We start from the raw sequence: 19732 nt of genomic DNA, 5'->3' as shown, positions 1-19732 counted from the left end.
TCAGGAATCGACTTTGATAACCGTCATTTGCTTTTCCGCATTTCTTTGCAAGCGGACGAATGACAGAATGACCATTAACGCAGGAGTTAACGCATTCCCATGTCGAATACGCCCCAAGATCCGATCCGCATTCACTACAACGATGAGACCCGCACCGGCGCCAAGATTAAGGTCATCGGCGTAGGTGGTGGTGGCGGCAACGCGGTCAATCGCATGATCGCGGCCAAAGTGGAAGGCGTGGAGTTTATCGCCGCCAATACGGACGCTCAGGCGCTCGAAGGCTCTCTGGCGCCGGTGAAACTGCAGCTCGGCGTGAAGCTGACCTCTGGTCTGGGCGCCGGCGCGAACCCTGACGTAGGCCGCCGCGCGGCTCTGGAGGACTCCGACAAGATCATTGAGGCGCTGGAAGGCGCGGACATGGTCTTTGTCACGGCCGGTCTGGGCGGAGGCACAGGAACCGGCTCCGCTCCGGTGATCGCCTCGCTGGCCAGCGAGATGGGTGCGTTGACGGTGGCTGTGGTGACGCGGCCGTTCGGGTTTGAAGGCAAGCGCCGCATGATGCAGGCCGAGCGTGGTCTGCAGGAGCTGCTGGATGCGGTCGACACCGTCATCGTTATCCCCAACGAGAAGCTGCTGGCTGTCGCCAAGGACGCGGGCTTCTTCGAGAGCTTCCGCATTGCGGACGATGTGCTTCGCCAGGGCGTGCAGGGAATCTCGGACATCATCACCATCCCCGGCATCATCAACCGCGACTTCGCCGACGTGAAAACAACGATGGCGGGCATGGGCTATGCGGTGATGGGAACGGCCGTACGCGCGGGACAGAACCGTGCAGTGGAAGCTGCGATCGCCGCCATGGCTTCGCCTCTCCTGGAAGCCGGCGCGATCGATGGAGCACGCGGCATCCTGATCAACATCACCGGATCCAGCTCGCTGAAGCTGAGCGAGGTCAACGAAGCCTCCACCATCATTCAGAACGCTGCGCATGAGGATGCCAACATCATCTTCGGTGCGGTGCAGGATGAGTCGATGGGCGAGGATGTGAAGATTACCGTCATCGCCACCGGCTTCAAGCAGGAGATGCCGCAGCGCCGCGAACGCATGTTGCAGGAGGCGATGGAGCCTGCAGTCCGCTACGACGCCCGCCCCTCTGCGATGCCGCGTTTTGCCAGCGAGACTCCGGTCATGCAAAAGGTGGAGATTCCGATCGCCCAGCGGCCCGAGTCGCCATCGGTCTTCGAAGACGAGTTCTTTCTAACGGGTCGCGAGCGTCGTGAGTCGGCTGCTCCGCCGCCGCAGCAGTGGGTGGAGACAACGCCGGAGGTGGCGGCGCCGGTCGAACAGCCCGCGCCGGTCGCGGCTGCTCCTGTGGTTCCGGAGCCGGTGGCAACTTTTGCCTCCACTCCGTCGGCTACCGTACGTCAAGAGCAGGATGAGCTGGATATTCCAGCGTTTCTACGGCGTGGAGGCATGTAAAAAAAACGCGTTCCGTATTGGGCAAACGCGTCTAAAGTTGTATGGCGCCGGATCTGATCGATTTTGGTCAGATCAAGGTAGGATAAAAAGAATAAAAATCGGCGCTTAGCACGGGTTGGCGCAGGGATGTGCGACGCATGATTCAGGGCTTTAAGAAGTTTTTTCCAGGACTGGTTGTAGGTATTCTCGCTGTTTCCACAGCCGCCGCATTGGCGGCCGACCCCACGCCGACAAGTGCAAGGCGCACCCGGGGAGGCTCCAAGGTACAGGAGAGTACTCGCGGAAAGGCGCATCTTGCCGGCCTGCAGCACAGCCGCCGCGCCGGAAAATCGGCGGCAGCCGCTAAGGCAGCCCCAGCCGCCAGGTCGAAGGCTGTTGCTACTAAGGGAAAACGCGGCGCTGCGCCGAGACTGGCCGTTAAGCGAACCCGCGCCGGCCGGTTCTCTGAGCGTTTTACAGCCAGCTCCTTCGCGGACAATCTAACGCTGGGCGATGTCGCGACCGGAGAGGATCCGGTAGTCCGCGAGTCTCTGATCCAGGCTCTGGGCAATATGAATGGCACCGCGGTGGCGATCGATCCCACCAACGGCCGTGTCCTGGCCATGGTCAACCAGAAGCTGGCGCTCTCGCGCGGAGCTGAACCCTGCTCCACCATCAAGCTGAGTGTGGCCCTGGCGGCTCTCTCCGAAGGCCTGATCAAGCACGACACGCCGGTCAACCTCGGTGGCCACTACAACGTGGATCTGGACTACGCCCTTGCCAAGTCGGTGAATCCGTACTTTGAGGTTCTGGGCCGCCGCATGGGCTTTGAGCGGGTCAAGCACTACGCCAACATGTTTGGCCTGGGCGAACTGGCCGGCTACAACATTGATGGCGAGCAGCTCGGTGTCTACCCCGATGAGGAACTGCCGGAGAAGCTGGGTGGCGTGGGCCGTATGTGCTCTTTTGGTGAGAGCATCTCGATGACTCCGCTGCAGCTCGGCGCTCTGGTCTCTGCTATCGCCAACGGCGGCACGCTCTACTATCTGCAGCACCCCACCACGGCGGACGCTGTCGCGAACTTCCAGCCAAAGGTGAAGCGGACGCTCGACATCGCTCCGCTGATCCCGGAGATGCTGCCCGGTATGGCCGGCGCGGTCGATGCCCGCTACGGTACCGCCCGCTCGCTGCGCGCCAATTTCAAGGAGTTCCCGGTGCTCGGCAAGACTGGCACCTGCTCCAACAACGGAACGCGCTATGGTTGGTTCGCCTCTTATGCGGACACTCCAGTCGGCCGGATGGTGACGGTCTTCTTCCTGGAAGGCGGACGTCCGACCTTCGGTCCGAAGGCGGCTGAGCTGACTGGAATCTTCTATCGTTCGATGGCCGACAAGAGCTACTTCCTGCAGAAAACGGCTCCGGCCACAACTGCTGCAGGCTCGGATGAGCCCAAGCAGGTTGCCGTGGGCGTATCGCAGTAGAGCATTTTTCCTGTAGGTGTATTGCGGGCACATCTATGGGCGTTTTCCCCAATGAAAACGCCGCTGCACGCTCCTCCAGGGATACCCAGCAACAGGAAAAATGCTCTAATCCCTTCTCACTCTGCGGTGGTCCGCACGCGCTCCAGAACGTAGACATTACGTACGGGGCCGAGCGGACCGACCGAGACCTCGGTCTGCACCAGCGTATTGTTGCTGTCTTCCAGGGTGTAGCGCACGGTGTTGTGAATCTTCTGGCCGTGCCCGGTAGTGCCCCATTCTTCCAACAACATAGCGTTGCCCTGCTGGCGGATCCGCGAGCGGAAGGTGACTTCGTCGCCCGGTTCGACATGCAGTCTGGGTGAGTTGACTTCCAGCGTCACCTGCCACGCATCTGGCTCGTCATTGGGAGTCTCCTGGTGCGAATGGATGTAGTGCCAGGTCTTGCCGTCGTACTGGATGACGGCTTTGCTCTCGCCCTCGATGTGCCGAGTCAACTTGCTGCGCTGTGGATTCAGCATCCACGTACCGGAAAAAGGCGGCAGCGTCTTCGTTGCGGCGGGCTTGCCGGCGGGACCGACCTTTGCGGTCTGGGACGGGAGGGCCGGGCAGAGGAGTGCGGTCGCGACGACGGCTGATAGTGGCAGGAATTTCACCGCAGAAGTCTATCTTGTAGTTTGCATCGCAGGAAAGCTGTCGCTTCCTGCCGGATCGCTGCGATACGATGAGCCCCATGGGAGAGAGGGCCCTCATGGGAGAGCAGCTCCTGTTGTGGAGACAGCGTTCGGCGCTCCTGCTGCAGACGCAGCAGGGCAGGGTTGCTGTGTCGACAGGACTGCATCTGCTCACGCTCTTTGTTGTTGCGAACGCATGGTGGATTGGAGCGCGGAAGCTCAAACCGGCCGGTACCCGCCAAGGCGCCAGGGTGATGATGACCTACAACCCCGGAAAGCTCTCGCAGACGCATGAGGTGAAGCGGGCCTTGAAGCATCACACCCCTCGGAAGAACGTGGTAGAGGCTCCAGTGGTGGTGACGCCTCCGGTCGATCCTCCAGGGGAGCGCGGCAATGAAGCATTGGGCGATGGAAATGTGAGCATCGCCTACGTGCAGGCGTTCCCCCAGGAACGTCCGGACTTATCAGCGGTCGGCGCTACCGGCGATATCTTCGTCGATCTGCAGATCGACGATACCGGTCACATTGCCCGGGTGCACGCGCGTAGAGGAATGGGAACGCAGATCGACCAGATGGTGCTGGCTACCGTACAGCAGTGGGTCTTTCATCCGGCAGTGAAGAACGGCAGACCCATCAGCAGCGAGCAGGAACTCCACTTCCACTTCGACCGCCGCAGGAACCCTGGCGGATGCGGATGGGAGTGCATCACGCTGGAATCGAACTAAGGCAAACATTCGGAGCTGGCACTCAAACAAATTTTGTCATCCTGAGCGCAGCGAAGGACCTGCTTCATGGGCTGCCCGGAAGTATAAAGGTGCCAACACAACGGGTCCTTCGCTTCGCTCAGGATGACACCTTCAAGTGGTATCGATCTTTCAAGAGCAGTCCTACAGAATCTCCAAAAAGATCTCCCGCTCATCCAGCTCATTCGCCCGCATCATGATCTGTCCACTGGCGCGCTGAATCACGCTCTGAAACTTATCACCCCACTCCACCAGGACAAGAGCATCAGGCTGCGAGGCCATCTCGTCGATACCGAGCGCCGCAAGCTCTTCTTCCTTTTCCAAACGGTAAAGGTCGAGATGATACAGATGCACCTTCGGTCCTGCGTACTCATGCACGAGTGTGAAGGTCGGGCTGGTGACCTCCTCCGGATCGACGCCGGTTAGCGCCTGGGCGATGCCTTTCACCAGGGTGGTTTTCCCGGCGCCTAACTCGCCGCGCAGCAGAATCAGCTTCGGTGTCGGCATCAGCTTTTCGGCCATATTCGGGCCAAGCGCAAGCGTGCCCTCCACGGAGCGGGTCTTGAATCTTTTTACGAGCATGAAACTAGCGAAGTCCTCCAACCCAGGTGAGGCCGTCTTCGTCCGCAATGCGGTAGCGGAAGGCGTCGCTCAGATGGGCCAATGTGTCGGTGGCCAGCACCGTATGTTCGTCCTGGTTGCGCGCGGCCATCATGCCGGCGAGACCGTGTAGATAGACAGCGGTGTTGACCGCGTCTTTAACGTGATCGGGATGCTGCGCCAGCATGGCTGCCACCATGCCGGTCAGAATGTCTCCACTGCCGCCCTTCGACATCGCGGGATGCCCGGTGGTGTTGACGGAGATCTCTCCATCGGGATGCGCCACCAGGGTCCGCCAGCCCTTCAGCACCAGGGTCAGGTTGCGGTCGGTGGCATAGTAACGGGCGAGCCCGATCCGGTCGGCCTCTACCTCTTTGACGGTGATGCCGAGAAGGCGGGCCATCTCGCCTGGGTGCGGTGTCAGCACCATCACACGTCCGGCTTGCGCGCGCAGCAGCTCCGGTTTTTCAGCAAAGGCATTCAGGGCGTCGGCATCGATGACGACCGGAAGAGCTGTTTTAAGCACCGCGCGGCGGACGAACTCGGTCGTCTCCGGCTGTGTTCCAAGACCGGGACCGATGGCGAGAACGCTGATCTTCTCAAGCCACTGGGTGCGCGTTTCGAAGTTCGCTAGAGCGACGTGCCCGTCGATCTCTTGCAGTGGCAGGCACATCAATTCGGGAGCGATGCGGGCTACCGAATCGAGCACAGAATCAGGCACCGCGGCTGTAACCAGGCCTGCACCGGAGCGCAATGCGGCGAGGGAAGCCATTGCGGCAGCACCGGACTTTCCCCTTGAGCCGCCGAGCACCAGCACGTGTCCGAATCTGCCCTTGTTGCTGTTCAGTGGGCGAGGTGTCTCCGTCAGCGCTTTGGAAGATCCGGTCCAGGTGAGATCGGCTTTGGGGAGAGATTCAGCAGGTGAGCCGATCGGGGCCACGGCGACAGCACCGAAGGCGCCATCCCGGTTCATCTGGCCGAAGATGTGAGCCGGCTTTGGAGCGGTGAAGGTTACGACCGCATCGGCGGGAAATGCGTCGCCCGCGGTGGCTCCATGCGAGTCAGCATCCCATCCGGAAGGGAGATCTACGGCCAAAACAGGTTTTGCAAGCTGGGTCAGTTGTGCCCGCAGGTTGCAAGCCAGGCCACGCATCGGCGGCTTGAACCCGGTACCGAGGATGGCATCGATATAGAGATCGGCTTCGGGAAGGACGATGCTTTCCGTCGCGAAGATCACCGGTGCATCCAGTGCGCTGAAGGCGTTGGCGGCATCGCCACGCAGATCGTCTTTGCCCGCGGCCAGAACGATCACCTGCACCTTCCGCCCGGCCGCGTGCAGCCGGTGAGCGGCGACGAAGCCATCGCCTCCGTTATTGCCCTTGCCACAGAGGACGACGATGCGGCGCGCCTCGGGATAACGCCGCAGCGCAAAGCGCGCGACCGAGGTGCCGGCGTTGTCCATCAACTCCTGCATGGAGACGCCGAACTCGGCGGCGGTGCGCCGGTCGGTCTCGCCCATCTGCTCTGCGGTAAGAATCTTCATACAAACGTCCATGCAGTGTAGCTCTGCTCGTCCAGAGGGACGGGCAGAGCCGCAAAGCCTATGCGTTTGATTGTAGATAGTCGTTGATTGCTTTGTATTCTTCGTCCGGCAGAACGAAGTCGAGTGCCTCTGCCGTTTCTTCCACCTGCTGCGGATTGCGTCCACCGACGATGGCCGCCGTAATCGCGGGGTTCTTCAGCGTCCAGGCGATGGCGATCACGCCGGCGGTGACACCGTACTTCGCTCCGATCTCCTTCAGTTTGTCCGCGACCTTGAGGTTCTGCGAGAGCTTCGGCTCCTGATAGTTAAGGGCGCGCTTGCGGAAGTCGTCGTCCGGCATCTGGGCGACGCGCTCTTTGGTCATTTTGCCGGTGAGCATACCGCTCTGCATGGGCGAGTAGTTGATGACGCCGATGCCGTTCTCGCGGCAGAAGGGAAGCACCTCCGCCTCGTAGTCGCGCTTCAGCATGGAGTAAGGCGGCTGCAGCGAAGTGATGGGAGCGATCTTCTGTGCACGCTTCATCTGGTCGACGGAGAAGTTCGAAACGCCGATCCAGCGTACCTTCCCTTCGCGCTGCAGCTCTGCCATGGCCGCCCAGCCCTCTTCGATCTCTTCATCGGGCTTCGGCCAGTGGATCTGATACAGATCGATCACATCGAGATTCAGACGGCGTAGCGAATCTTCACACTCCCGCTTGATCTGCTTCATGGAGTTGGTGATGTTGCCCTTGTCATCCCACACCATACTGGACTTGGTGAAGATCCACGGCTTGTGCGCAGACTTGCGCAGCGCCTTGGCGACGACCTGTTCAGAGTGTCCCAGGCCGTAGACGGCAGCGGTGTCAATCCAATTGAGGCCGAGATCCAGAGCGCGCTCGATGGCAGTGATGGAGTCTGTATCTTCCTGCGCGCCCCAGCCGAAGGCCCATCCTCCGCCGCCGATAGCCCAGGCGCCGAATCCGATCGGGGAAAGCTGCATATCTGAGTTGCCGAGAATGTTGAAGTTCACGCATCGCTCCTTTGGCAATAGAGCATGTTCACTGTAGGTGTAGTGCGGGGCTTGCGCATCTATTAGCGTTTTCCGTAATGAAAACGCCGCTGCACTCCTCTTCCGGAATTCCCAGCAACAGTGAAATGCTCTATCTCGCGATTGTATGAGATGCGCGCGACAAGAGGAAAAACCGGCTCAGGCAGCGTCCTTGGCACTTTTTTGTCATTTCGTAGCGATCGGGGTCCCCGGCCAGCTTTGCTGGCTGGGGTGAAGAGTAGCGGAGAAATCTGCTTCTCTACCGCTGCGTTTCGAGCAGGAACAGAGTTACAAGCAAATCTCTACGAGATGACAACCAAAAGAAATATCGAACTCTGCCGATACTTACGGCTTAATCAGAAACTCGCCATTCTGCATGATCTGGGTCTCCCCATGTTCATCGCCCAGCCAGATATTGAAGTGCAGGCCCACGACATCGATATGTGTCGATGACCTCCAGGGCGCGCCGGTGTGCGCCCCGTACGGGTCGCCGAAGGCGATATGGATACCGGGGAACTTTTCGTCCTGCAGGATATTGCCGATCACCTTGGTGACGCCGATGTTGGTGCCGATGGCAAACTCGCCCACGCGGTCGGAGTTGCCGTCGGTGTGGGTGTAGTCCCAGAAGTCTTCTTCGAGCTGCTTGTTGTCACAAGCCACCCGGCGGATACGGTTGCCTTCGATCCAGATCGTAAGCGGGGTGTGCTCCAGAATGCCGTAACGGGCGCAGAGAAAGTCGCCCACAACGCCGTCCACGACAAAGACTCCGTTGACTTCTCCCGGCGCGGTGAAACACTCGCCGCCGGGCAGATTGCCCCACTTCTCCCGCGAGATGATGCCGGAGGTCTTGAACCACTTGTATTCCGGCGAGAGCGCCACATGCAGATCGGTTCCCGCTGGGGTGGTGGCGCGGACGTAGGTCGCTTTTTGCACGCGGTCCAGCACAGCCTGGGAGAGAGCATCGACGGCTCGGTAATCGGCGCGCATGCCCTGAGTCATGATCTCAGGAGTGATGTTCACCATGTGGGCATGGCGGATTCCCTGGCGATTCACAACGTCGGTCATCTGCATGCGGCTGCGCAGCTCGTTCGACTGCACCTCGACGGCGAAGATTGAGACCTGGGAGGTCTCCATATCGTCCAGAACCGCCTGCGGCATGTTTGCCAGCGGCCGGGGCGCAAGTTGTTCTAAAACAAAGCCATTCCAGATACAGCCCACAGCCTCCAGCTCTGCCGCGATGGAGGCTGCGATGGGTAGACACTTCTCATCGGTGATGAGAGTGACTTTTTCTTCCGGCTGAACGCGTAGGCAAGTGCGCACTGCGGAGCGGGCGCCGGGCGTGAACTCGGCGGGAAACGAGGTGGAGAGAAGCGGGTGCTGCTGGGCCGTCTGAATCATGGCGTTACTCCAAGTTTAAGGCATTGTGAACGACATTGCAGGCGGATGAAAAGAAGAACCCCAGCCGAAGCTGGGGTTCGTTTCCGGGTTTGGAACGCGGAGGGGTTAAGCGCGGTGGCGGTCCAGTTCGCTGGGAATGTAGAGTTCCGAGTGCAGCGAGGCATTGACGGCTCCCGGGGGAACATCCATGCACTTGACGAACGCAGTCTGGAACTTCTCCATCTCGTCCTTCGTGCCGACGGTGACGCGGACGTAGGTCGGCATCGCGGTCCAGGTACGGCCGATGGCGATCTTCTCCTTCATCATCAGCGCATTGAACTCCTTGCCGGGGCGTTTGACGTCGACCATGAACATATTGGCCTGGGAGCCGGGAACGATCTTGTATCCCTTCTTGTCCAGGAACTCCAGCGTGGCTTCACGGATGTCAGTGTTGATCTTGCGGCGCAGCGGAACCAGCTCAGGATCGCGCAGGCTGGCGCCGGCTGCAGCAGCAGAGAGCAGCGAAACCGAAGCTGCATTGCGCAGGCTGACAGAGGGCGACAGGGTCTCGAACTTCTCCAGCAGATCCGGACGGGCGATGGCGAAACCAGCGCGGACACCGGCCATGCCGTAGATCTTCGAGAAGGTACGCAGAACAATAACGTCCTTGTCCGCGGCAACCTGGTCGATGACCGACTCATGGGTGGAGAAGTGGTGGTAGGCCTCGTCGACGATCACAACCGAACCCTTGGGCTTGTTGTTGATCAGCCAGATGATGTCTTCCTTCGGGGTCATGGTGCCGGTGGGGTTGTTGGGGTTGACGATGTAGAAGGCGCCGGCGTTCGGATCGGCGGCCAGCATGGCTTTCACATCGTGCTCGTACTTGGCGTTCAGCGGAACCTGCTTCAGTGGAGCCTTCAGCTTCTGGGCAGCGCGAGAGCCCTGCTCATAGGAAGGATCAGCTGTGACCAGGCCCTTGCCGGGGCCGATGTTGGACATCAGCGCCATATCCAGCGGGCCGCTGGAACCGGGATAGAGCTGTACGTAGCCGGGCTTCAGACCGAACTGCTCTGAGAGGGTCTTTACCACGCCAATAGTAACGCCATACTTGTCATAACGGCCGCCCGTGGGGCCTGCCTGCGCGACAGCGGCAAGAGCCGAGGGTGCCGGTCCAAGCGGGTTCTCGTTCGAGGAGATCACGATGACGTCCTTATCCATCATCGGGCGCTCGCCCATACCGCGACGACCGGCAGTCTGGCCAGCTGCCTGCGCGAATGCGGTCTGCGAGAAGTTAGGAAGCGTGGCTGCGGCCGCTGCTCCAGCGCCGAACAGGCGCATGAAGTTGCGGCGGGAGACTGCGGAATTAACGTCGAAGATCGAGCTCATGGGTGTTTCCCTCACAAAAAAGACTGCAGGTTGAATACAGCGACACGACGGCGACTACAAGAAAGATTGCGAATACACATCGGCGATAGCTTCGCCGGAGACTGCAAAAACTTGCCACAACCCAAAAGGGAACAAAAAATGTACGGAAACGTAAAGCAGCAGAAACTGCTCTTCTGAAGACAAATGTACGCCGGATTAAATTTTCTGAAAAGAGGAATGAACAGAAAATTTGATTGTCATGAATTCGTTACAGACCGGCCCTGGTCTCCGCCGCCATGTAATCGACGACAGCGCGCAGGCTGCCGGTCTGGCGAAAGACCGCAAGTTGCCGGTCGGCGCCGGAACCCCGTTCCAGAATGTTGTGTAGCTCCTCGACTGCAGCTCGCGAGCCTAACTCGTCCAGAACGTCATCGACAAAGGCGAGGTATTCGCGGATCAGATCCCGCTCGGCGACCTCGGTCTCTTTCCCGAAGTCGATCAGTTTTCCATCAAGGCCGTATCGCACGGCGCGGAACTTATTTTCCATCAGCAGCGCGCGGCTGTACTGGCGGAAGTCCACGTTAGCTTCGTGCAGTTTGTAGAGTTTAGCGGCGGTGGCCTGGATCAGCGCGGCGATGGCAATCGACTCTTCCGCGCGCAGCGGAATGTCGCAGATGCGCACCTCGACGGTATTAAAGAAAGGGTGAGGACGGACGTCCCACCAGATCTTTTTGGCGTTGTCGATCGTGTTGGTCTTGATCAGCAGATTGACGTAGTTCTCGAACTCCGAGTAGCTCGCGAAGCTGTCAGGGAGATTCGTCCGCGGAAAGTTCTCGAAGACCTTGGCGCGATAACTCTTGTAGCCGGTCTCCATCCCCAGCCAGAACGGAGAGTTTGTACTCAGCGCCAGAATGTGCGGCAGAAAATACCGCATCGAGTTCATGATGCGAATCGCCGCCTCGCGGTCTTCGATGCCGACATGGACGTGCAGGCCGAAGATGAGGTTGGCGCGGGCGACAAGCTGCAGATCTTCAACGACGCGTTTGTAGCGGTCGTCTGGATAGATCTCCTGCACACGCCAGTCCGCGAAAGGATGCGTTGCGCCGGCGACCAGCAGCAGACCGTGTTCTTCGGCCAGCCGGACCATATTGCGGCGCAGATCGTAAAGGTCTTCGCGAGCCGCTTCTATATTGCGGCAGACGCGCGTGCCTACCTCGACGACAGACTGATGCATCTCAGCCTTCACGCGCTCTTCCAGCCGGAGCCTGCCCTTGGCCAGCATCTCGGTGGCGATGTGCGAGCGAAGATCCCGGCTTTCAGGATCGACGGTCTGGTACTCCTCTTCAATGCCGAGCGTGAACGATGGGCGCATGGTGAGATGAAGGTATCAGGCCCCCGGAAGCTTGTCAGGCATCGGCTTGCGTAGCGATGTTCCAGGTGAGTTTGTAGCCACCCTCTTCGATGGTTTTCTTCGCGGCGTCAAGGAACTGGAGCCCCAGCTCGCTGGGAGCGAACTGGAACTGGATGTCGATCTCCAGCGGCAATCGGACCGACGCAGGATAAAGCTCCTCCATCTGGCCGCCCTCGATAAAGCTGAGATAGGCGTTCAGTTTGTCCTCCAACACCTGCACGTGATCGAAGTCCACTTCCCAGTCCCAGTGGTCCTTGATGGTGAGCACGTAAGCTCCGTCGCTGGTGACGGAGACCTGATCTACCTTGTTGGGTTCATCAACCATACATGTACTCTACGCCGGGGCGCTGGGCCTGCTCGCCGCTACTTTTTCTTCGGCGTTTTCGGAGGCTTTGGAGCTTTCGGAGTCATCGGCGGCTTCTTTGAGGACTTCTTCGCCGGCTTTTCCTCCGGAGCACCGAGAAGGGCAGACCACTTCAGCTCAGGAGGTTTGCCGCTCAGCTTGCTCCGTGCGATCGCCAGGTCGGCGACGGCATTCACCACCCAGTCAAAATTCGCTTTGCCGACGGAGTGCAGGTCAGCGTCGGGCGCCGGATTCATGAAATCGATCGCATAGGGAACGCCATTCTCACAGGCGAACTCCACCGTATTCAGGTCGTAACCGAGCGCCTGGCAGAGGGTCAGGGCATCTTTCTCGACGCGCTTCAGCAGTGCCTTGGCCGGCGCCGGACCGTCGTGCACATAACGCTCATGGTACGGCCGCCGCGGATCGTACTGCATGATGCGCACCTTCTTCTGGCCGACGACGTAGCAGCGGAAGTACTCTGTGAAATTCACGGCCGCCTGCAGCACCATGCACAGGTCGCGGGTCTGGTCGTACGCGTGGAAAAACTCTTCCGCGTTATGGACATGGTAGACATCGCGCCAGCCGCCGCCGTCGTGCGGCTTCAGAAAGGCGGGGAACCCGACGTAACTGAAGATCGTGTCCCAGTCGAGCGGATACTGCAGGTTGCGCATGGAGCGCTCCGTGGTGTTCGGAGGCAGTTGCTTGGAGGGCAAAAGCACCGTGCGCGGAACCGCAACCCCGGCCCGGGAGGCCAGGGCATAGTTGAAGAACTTGTCGTCCGCCGACCACCAGAAAGGGTTATTGATGATCTGCGTTCCGCGGAGAGCGGCGTTCTTCAAGAAGCTGCGATAGAAGGGAATGTCATGCGAGATGCGGTCGACGATGACGTCGTAGCCCGAAGCCGCGTCCATCTCGACACCGCCAACCTGCACAAACTCTGCCCGAATGCCGTCGAGCCCGCGCGCATTGATGTTTTCCACCAGGGCGCCGGGGAAGGTGTTTTCCATGCCAAAGAGAACGCCGATCGTCTTCACAGTTGGGGGGATCCTCCGTTCACTTCACGCTAGTGTAGTGCGAGTGTATGAAAAGAAGCGCCGGGGAGAACCATGAAAGTTCCTCCCGACGGCTTCTGGTTAAGAAGCCGCGCACCAAGCTTATGAAGGAATCAAGCGAGACGGAACTTTTCATGGTGTGTTGACGGATGCATCGCCTTTCATGTTGGTCTATGCAGAGTGTCCCGAGTTCCTGCATAACGATAAGCTCCGATGCCTCTGTTTGCACAACCTCCACAACAGTTGCGTGCATCCTACGGAGCAGCCACTGTGTCGCGTTCCGCACACGCGATCGTTTCGACGCAGTCCTGAAACCTTGACCGAGAGTCCATGAGCGAGAAGACCACCAACCAGAACCCCTGGCGCGAACGCGTTGCCGCGCTGCGCAACGTGCCGATGGTGCTCACGATTATGTGGCGCTCCAGCAAAGCCGCCGTGATCTGGGGTGTGATCCTGCGGATCATCGTGGCGCTGTGCCCCTTTGCCGCCGCCAAGATCGTACAGTACATCATCAATGACATTGCGGATACGCTGCGCGGGCGCTCGCTCGATCCGCGATTCTGGTATCTGGTCGCTGCCGAGATCGGTATCAACGTTCTGCTTGGTCTCATGATGCGGGCAATCGATTTCAGCGATGCGCTGCTGGCCAACAGCTACACCCATTACGCCTCGGTCAAAGTGATGGAGCAGGCCGCCCGGCTGGACCTGACCACCTACGAAAATCCGATCTTCCACGACCGTCTGGAGCGCGCACGGGTGCAGGCAACGGACCGCCTGGTGATGATTCAGCAGATCGGCCGCCTCTTGCAGCAGATCATCACGACCTTCGTCTTCTCCGCGGCCCTGGTACTGGCGTCGCCGTGGCTGGTGTTGCTGATGCTGGTGGGTGTGCTGCCATCGTTCCTCGGCGAGACCCACTTTGCTTTCCTCGGCTATGCCAAGAACTTTCGGCAGACACCGGCAAAGCGGCAGATGGACTACCTTCGCCAGGTGGCCGGCAGCCGCGACGGCGCCAAAGAGATCAAGCTCTTCGGTCTGAGCCATTACTTCACCGGCAAGTTCGACGAGCTGGCGCGGGGGATCCATGCCGAAGACACCGCCTTTGCGCGTCGCAAGCTGCTGATCGGCGGCCTGCTGAATGTTGTCAGCACCCTGGGCTACTACGGCGCCTACGTCTACGTCATCTGGAGGACGATCCAGGGCGAGTACAGCATCGGCTACTTCACCTTCCTTACGGCATCGATCCAGCAGGCCAACTCGAACCTGCAGCAGGTCTTCTCCACGGCCTCCGGTATCGCCGATCAGGCACTGTTCCTCACCGATCTGATCGAATTCTTCCGCATGGAACCGACGGTCAGGTCCGATCCCAAGGGCCTACCGGCGCCAAATCCCATTCGTCAAGGATTCGAGTTCCGTAATGTGTCGTTTACCTATCCCGGAACCAACCGTACGGTGCTCAAAAACTTCACCTTCACGCTTCGCCCCGGAGAGCGTGTTGCCCTGATCGGTGAGAACGGACAGGGAAAGACAACCATCGTCAAACTCATCACGCGGCTGTATGACCCTACCGAGGGCCAGATCCTTCTGGATGGCCGCGACCTGCGCGAGTACAAGCTGGAGGAGTTGCACCACGAGATCGGCGTCATTTTTCAGGACTTCATGAAGTACGAGATGAGTGCGCGCGAAAACATCGGCGTCGGCCGTGTTGACCGCAAACTCGATGCGGGCGAGATCGAATATGCCGCCCACAAAAGTCTCGCTGACACTGTGGTGGCGAAGCTGGAGCACGGCTACGACCAGCTTCTGGGCCGGCGTTTCGAGGGCGGTGTGGAGCTCTCGGGCGGTGAGTGGCAGCGTATCGCGCTGGCGCGCGCCTATCTGCGGGACGCGCAGTTGCTGATTCTCGATGAGCCCACGGCGGCACTCGACGCCCGCAGTGAGCTTGAGGTCTTTGAACGCTTTGCCGAACTGACGCAGGGCAAGATGGCGCTGCTGATCTCGCACCGCTTTTCGACCGTCCGCATGGCAGATCGCATCGTAGTGCTGAGCGGCGGTCGTTTGATCGAAGAAGGAAATCACCAGAAGTTGATGGAATCCGGTGGGCTCTACGCCGAGATGTTTGAGATGCAAGCGGCAAGTTACCGCTAACGAGCGAAAGAAGGATGATGACAGAAGTTCAGGGCCATACAGAACTCGAGCACCTGCCTCTCACGGCTCCGGTCTTTGAGACCGAGGGTCTGCCGGAGAAGCCTTTTGTCAGCGACGACGTGTTGCGTCAACGCGCACAGTCGCTCCTGGCAGCCTGGCGACCGGTGAAACAGGATCCTAAGGATGCACCGGACGACCTGGGAGTGCGGCTTGAACGTGTAACGGCACGGTTGAGCGAGACTCTGCGCCAGTGCGAGGCGGTTGCCGATCTCCGTAAGCTCACGCCTCCGCTGGAACTTCTGGAGAGCTCACGCATGCTGCAGGCGGTGCTCACCGAGGCGGAGAGCAGCAAAAAGAATGTACGCCGGCTTCCGCGCGTGACTGTTCCCGGAGATAGAGCGTTGCCCCGCGCCATGCGCGTCGCCGAAGAGTACCTGGACGCGGCAGGAGGCATCTGGTCGCCCGAATCGCTCCTCGTCTTCGTCTCGGTCGTTCAAACCGAAGATCCGCTGCTACTGCACGAGACCATTGCACTTCCGTTCTTTCTACGTCTTGCGCAGGTGGAGTTCCTTCTCGACCGCGCCAGAGAGGCGTTTACCGGCGCCATGCCCCCGATCGAGGACTCGCCCTTCTCCGCGCCGCTTCATTCGCTGCGGCGTCTGCAGCAGTTTGAGTGGTCGTTGCTCACGCCGGATATGGTGGCGTTCTATCCCGTCCTTGCGCGTGATCCCTACGGCGTCTTTCTGGCGATGGATGAAGAGACACGTTCGGGATATCTGCAACGTATTGCCGCTTTGGCATGCCGTTCCGATTGCAGCGAATTGCAGGTAGCCCATATTGCACTTGATCTTGCACGGCAGGCAGAGATCAATCCTCCCTCCGATCAGCGTCTGGCGCGGCGCCTTGCACACGTGGGCTACTACCTCTTTGAAGAAGGTTTCCCGGAGCTGGAGAATCGCATCGGGTATCACCCCACGCTGGTCGATCGTGTGCGCGCCGCGCTGGCAGCCAACCGCGAAGAGGCCTATATCCTCAGCATCTTCGTCGTTTCGGTGCTGTCGATCGCGGCATTCATTGTTCCCCTGGTGCCGAACCATGCGTTTCTGGCGGTGATGGGCACCCTGCTGCTTGCCCTGTTGCCGGCGACGCAGGGGGCCAGCGACCTGGTCAACAACACGATCACCGCCTTTATCCGGCCGCGTGCTCTGCCCAAGCTTGACTACACCAAAGGCATCCCGGAAGATGCGGCGACCTTCATCGTGGTACCGACGCTTCTGCTGAATGAGCAGCAGATCATCGACCTCTTTGATGAGCTGGAGGCGCGCTATCTCTCGAACACCGATCCGAATCTGTATTTCGGTCTGCTGACCGATCTGCCAGACTCTGAGATTCGTCCGCGTATGGAAGACCGCAATGAGCTTGTGGATCTTGCCGTGCGCATGACCGACCAGTTGAACGCGCGCTACGCGAAGGATAAAGGCGGCAGCTTCCTGCTCTTGCACCGGCATCGCGTCTTCAACGCCCGCCAGGGCGTATGGATGGGATGGGAGCGTAAGCGTGGAAAACTGCTCGATCTGAACAAACTGCTGCGAAGCGAGTTCGACAGCTTCCCGGTAAAGGCGGGTCCGGTCAGTGTGCTGAAGCGCGTACGCTACATCATCACGCTCGACTCCGATACCCAACTTCCGCGTAACACTGCCGCACGGATGATCGGCACCATGTCGCATCCACTGAATCAGGCGATCATCGACCCGCGTCGCCGGATCGTTACACGCGGCTATGGCATTCTGCAGCCTCGTGTCGGTGTCAGCGTTAAATCGGCATCGCGTTCGCGGCTTGCGTCCCTCTACTCCGGCGAGACCGGCTTCGATATCTACACACGGGCCGTAAGTGATGTCTATCAGGACGTCTTCGGCGAGGGCAGCTTCACCGGCAAAGGCATCTATGAGGCGTCAGTATTGCACGAGGTGCTTGATCGCCGCTTCCCGCGGAATGTGTTGCTCTCGCACGATCTGATCGAGGGAGCTTATGTTCGCGCCGGCCTGGTAACAGACATTGAGGTCATCGACGACTATCCGTCGCACTACTCGGCGCATACACGCCGGAAACATCGCTGGGTGCGCGGCGACTGGCAGATCCTGCAATGGCTCTTCAGCAGCGTTCCGGATGAGTCGGACCGGATGGTTGAGAACCCCATCAACATGATCTCGCAATGGAAGATCTTCGATAACCTGCGCCGCAGCCTGGTGGAGCCCATCACTTTTATCCTTCTGATCTGCGGCTGGCTCTTCCTGCCCGGAGGCGCCCGCTACTGGACCTTCGTCACCCTGATGCTGCTGCTCTTCCCGGTCTTTGTGCAGCTTGCCTTCAATATCGGCCGCGCCGTGGCACGCCGCAACTCTGAGGCTGTGATCGAGAGCTTCCGAGGCTTCTGGGCCTCACTCGGATTCCATCTCCTCAATCTTGCGTTTCTGCCCCATCACGCATTTCTCTCCATCGATGCCATTATGCGTTCGCTGGTACGGCGCTTCCTCACCGGGCGAAAGCTGCTGGAGTGGGAGACTGCAGCGCAGGCAGAGGCGGCACGCACACGGAGCTCGCTGGATATCTACCTGCAGATCTCTCCCGCCATTGCCTTCGCCATCGGCGTCGTCATTGCGTTGCATCACTGGAAAGATCTCTTCATCGCCGGTCCAATCCTCATCCTCTGGGCACTCACCTCGGCGATCACCGGCTGGCTCAATTCGCCGCCGCGCAAGCTGGATGCTCCTCTGTCGGCAGAGGATCGCGAGTTCCTGGAGCGCCAGGCGCTGCTTACCTGGCGATACTATGCGGAGTTTGGGGACGAGCGGAATCAGTGGCTGATTCCCGACAACGTCACGGAAGAGAATCTGCACCAGACACGCACGCTTTCGCCCACCAATCTGGGCATGCTCTTCAACGCACGCCAGGCAGCCCTGCAGCTCGGCTTCCTTACGGTGCCGGAGTTTACCCGCGCCACGTTAGGCACCATGGCCACTTATGACCGCCTGGAGAAGGTAAACGGTCATATCTATAACTGGATCAACATCCCCACATTGCAGGCGATTCCGCCATTCACCATCTCTTCCGTGGATAGCGGCAACCTGGCAGCCAGTCTTTATGCCCTTACCGGCGGTGTGCAGGACATTCTGAAGCAGCCGCTCCTCACCCAGACAACGTTCTCTGCGATCCGCAAGATGATGGGGCACGAAGGGTTCCCGCCGAATCAGTCTGTCGCGGCGCTGCGTGACAGCATTCGCTGGCTGGTCGAGCTTCCCAGCATCGACGCCCAGGGAGAGTGGGTGCTGGCGGAGGCAGAGCGCCGCCGGAAGCAGCTTATCGACTACGTGGAGCGTTACACCCCCTGGCTGCTGCCGAAGTTCGAGTCGCTGTTTCATCTGACGGTCTTTGCCGATCCAGAGAACGAGATTGTCCCCGCCTTGCAGAATGCCGTGGACTACGTGCGTTCTCTCGACGAGCGCCTGATGCATCTGGCCAATGCTGCGACCGGCGCAGACCGCGAACTGGCAATCGAGCTGCGGATCCTGATGCCGACGGCGATGGAGTCTCTTGTCGCCCTGGTGCACGAGGTGCAGCACATCGCCAATCTCAGCGGCTGGCATGCCAACGCCATGCGCTTCGACTTCATGCTGGAGCCGCAGCGCCAGCTTCTCTCCATCGGATACGACGGAGCACAAAAGGAACTCTTTCCGGCCTGCTATGACCTCGTCGCCTCTGAGGCGCGTATCGCCACCTTCCTGGCCATTGCCAAAGGCGATATCCCGCAGCGGGCGTGGTTCCGTCTGGGCCGCTCCCATGTCATCGTGGGCGGCCGGGCGGCTTTGCTCTCCTGGACGGGCACGATGTTTGAATACCTGATGCCCGCTCTGTGGATGCGCCACTATCCCGATACGCTGATCACGCGATCGATGGAGTCTGCCATCGCCATTCAGCAACATCACGTCAAAGGCATGCCCTGGGGCATCTCGGAGAGCGGCATGGCGACACGCGATCCCGACGGACGCTATCAGTACCAGGCGTGGGGCATTCCTGACCTGGCACTGAAGTATGGAGCCGAAGATGGACCGGTTATCTCGCCCTATTCCACCTTCCTGACGTTGCCGTTTATCCGCAAGCATGCGATTTCCAACCTGCGGTGGATGGCGCAGATGGGCTGGGTCGGTGATTACGGATTCTATGAGGCGGCCGACTATCGGTTGAATCAAAAGCAGCCCGAGCTGGTACGGAGCTGGATGGCTCATCACCAGGGCATGTGCCTGCTTGCAGTCACCAACCTGCTTTGCGACAACGTCTTCCAGCACTGGTTCCATGCGAATGCCAAAGTGCGTGCCGCGGAGCTGCTGCTGCACGAGCGCCCACTCAGCAAGCCGGCCCTGCGGGAGCTTCAGCGTACGCAACCACAGCTTCCCACGGCTCCGGTGAAGGCCGTGGCCTGACGTCGAATACCGCCCGGTTTTCGACGAATCGCTTG

The 19732-nt window shown here is 59.8% G+C and carries 14 protein-coding genes; 5 read left to right on the top strand and 9 right to left on the bottom strand.

Annotation, left to right across the window (positions count from 1 at the left end):
• Positions 1-99: 99 nt before the first annotated feature.
• Entirely contained in the window at positions 100-1476 is a 1377-nt protein-coding gene (gene ftsZ, locus FTW19_RS19435; RefSeq protein ID WP_147649229.1) for a cell division protein FtsZ, read from the top strand.
• 137 nt (positions 1477-1613) lie between these two features.
• Positions 1614-2936 (top strand): penicillin-binding transpeptidase domain-containing protein, encoded by a 1323-nt coding sequence (locus FTW19_RS19430; protein WP_147649228.1) that lies wholly within the window; start codon positions 1614-1616, stop codon positions 2934-2936.
• A gap of 116 nt (positions 2937-3052) precedes the next feature.
• Here the strand turns inward: FTW19_RS19430 and FTW19_RS19425 are convergent, their stop codons facing one another.
• The gene (locus tag FTW19_RS19425; protein ID WP_147649227.1) at positions 3053-3589 is read right to left on the bottom strand and encodes a hypothetical protein; all 537 of its coding nucleotides are present in this window, start codon (positions 3587-3589) and stop codon (positions 3053-3055) included.
• 95 nt (positions 3590-3684) lie between these two features.
• Between FTW19_RS19425 and FTW19_RS19420 the strand changes: the two genes are divergently transcribed.
• A complete protein-coding gene (locus FTW19_RS19420) occupies positions 3685-4332 on the top strand; it encodes an energy transducer TonB (protein WP_187143063.1) in 648 nt (215 codons plus the stop codon).
• Positions 4333-4494: 162 nt separating this feature from the next.
• On the opposite strand, the gene tsaE is transcribed toward FTW19_RS19420, so the two are convergent.
• From tsaE to FTW19_RS19380, 8 genes are all read right to left on the bottom strand, one after another.
• A complete protein-coding gene (gene tsaE / locus FTW19_RS19415; RefSeq protein ID WP_147649225.1) occupies positions 4495-4932 on the bottom strand; it encodes a tRNA (adenosine(37)-N6)-threonylcarbamoyltransferase complex ATPase subunit type 1 TsaE in 438 nt (145 codons plus the stop codon).
• 4 nt (positions 4933-4936) lie between these two features.
• Positions 4937-6493, bottom strand: a complete 1557-nt coding sequence (locus FTW19_RS19410) for an NAD(P)H-hydrate dehydratase (protein ID WP_147649224.1) — start codon at positions 6491-6493, stop codon at positions 4937-4939.
• Positions 6494-6551: 58 nt separating this feature from the next.
• Positions 6552-7502 carry an aldo/keto reductase gene (locus FTW19_RS19405; protein WP_348641831.1) on the bottom strand — a complete coding sequence of 317 codons (951 nt, stop codon included), beginning with the start codon at positions 7500-7502 and terminating at the stop codon, positions 6552-6554.
• A 363-nt stretch (positions 7503-7865) separates the two neighbouring features.
• On the bottom strand, positions 7866-8918 hold the full coding sequence (locus FTW19_RS19400) for an aminopeptidase (protein WP_147649223.1): 1053 nt from the start codon (positions 8916-8918) through the stop codon (positions 7866-7868).
• A 105-nt stretch (positions 8919-9023) separates the two neighbouring features.
• Positions 9024-10283, bottom strand: coding sequence for a pyridoxal phosphate-dependent aminotransferase (locus FTW19_RS19395; protein ID WP_147649222.1), 1260 nt, complete (start codon positions 10281-10283; stop codon positions 9024-9026).
• A gap of 247 nt (positions 10284-10530) precedes the next feature.
• Positions 10531-11634, bottom strand: a complete 1104-nt coding sequence (locus FTW19_RS19390) for a carboxylate-amine ligase (RefSeq protein WP_147649221.1) — start codon at positions 11632-11634, stop codon at positions 10531-10533.
• Between the two features lie 34 nt (positions 11635-11668).
• Complete coding sequence (locus tag FTW19_RS19385; protein WP_147649220.1) at positions 11669-11998, bottom strand: DUF6572 domain-containing protein; 330 nt, start codon at positions 11996-11998, stop codon at positions 11669-11671.
• Between the two features lie 38 nt (positions 11999-12036).
• A complete protein-coding gene (locus tag FTW19_RS19380) occupies positions 12037-13053 on the bottom strand; it encodes an ATP-grasp domain-containing protein (RefSeq protein WP_147649219.1) in 1017 nt (338 codons plus the stop codon).
• 348 nt (positions 13054-13401) lie between these two features.
• Between FTW19_RS19380 and FTW19_RS19375 the strand changes: the two genes are divergently transcribed.
• Positions 13402-15219: an ABC transporter ATP-binding protein gene (locus FTW19_RS19375; protein ID WP_147649218.1), complete on the top strand. Its 1818-nt coding sequence runs from the start codon at positions 13402-13404 to the stop codon at positions 15217-15219.
• Between the two features lie 14 nt (positions 15220-15233).
• Positions 15234-19697 (top strand): glucoamylase family protein, encoded by a 4464-nt coding sequence (locus FTW19_RS19370; protein WP_246153403.1) that lies wholly within the window; start codon positions 15234-15236, stop codon positions 19695-19697.
• Positions 19698-19732: the final 35 nt, after the last annotated feature.

It is taken from the genome of Terriglobus albidus (assembly GCF_008000815.1).
Taxonomy (GTDB): domain Bacteria; phylum Acidobacteriota; class Terriglobia; order Terriglobales; family Acidobacteriaceae; genus Terriglobus; species Terriglobus albidus_A.
The sequence above is the reverse complement of the archived record's forward strand: the minus strand, read 5'-3'. Positions and strand labels throughout refer to the sequence as shown.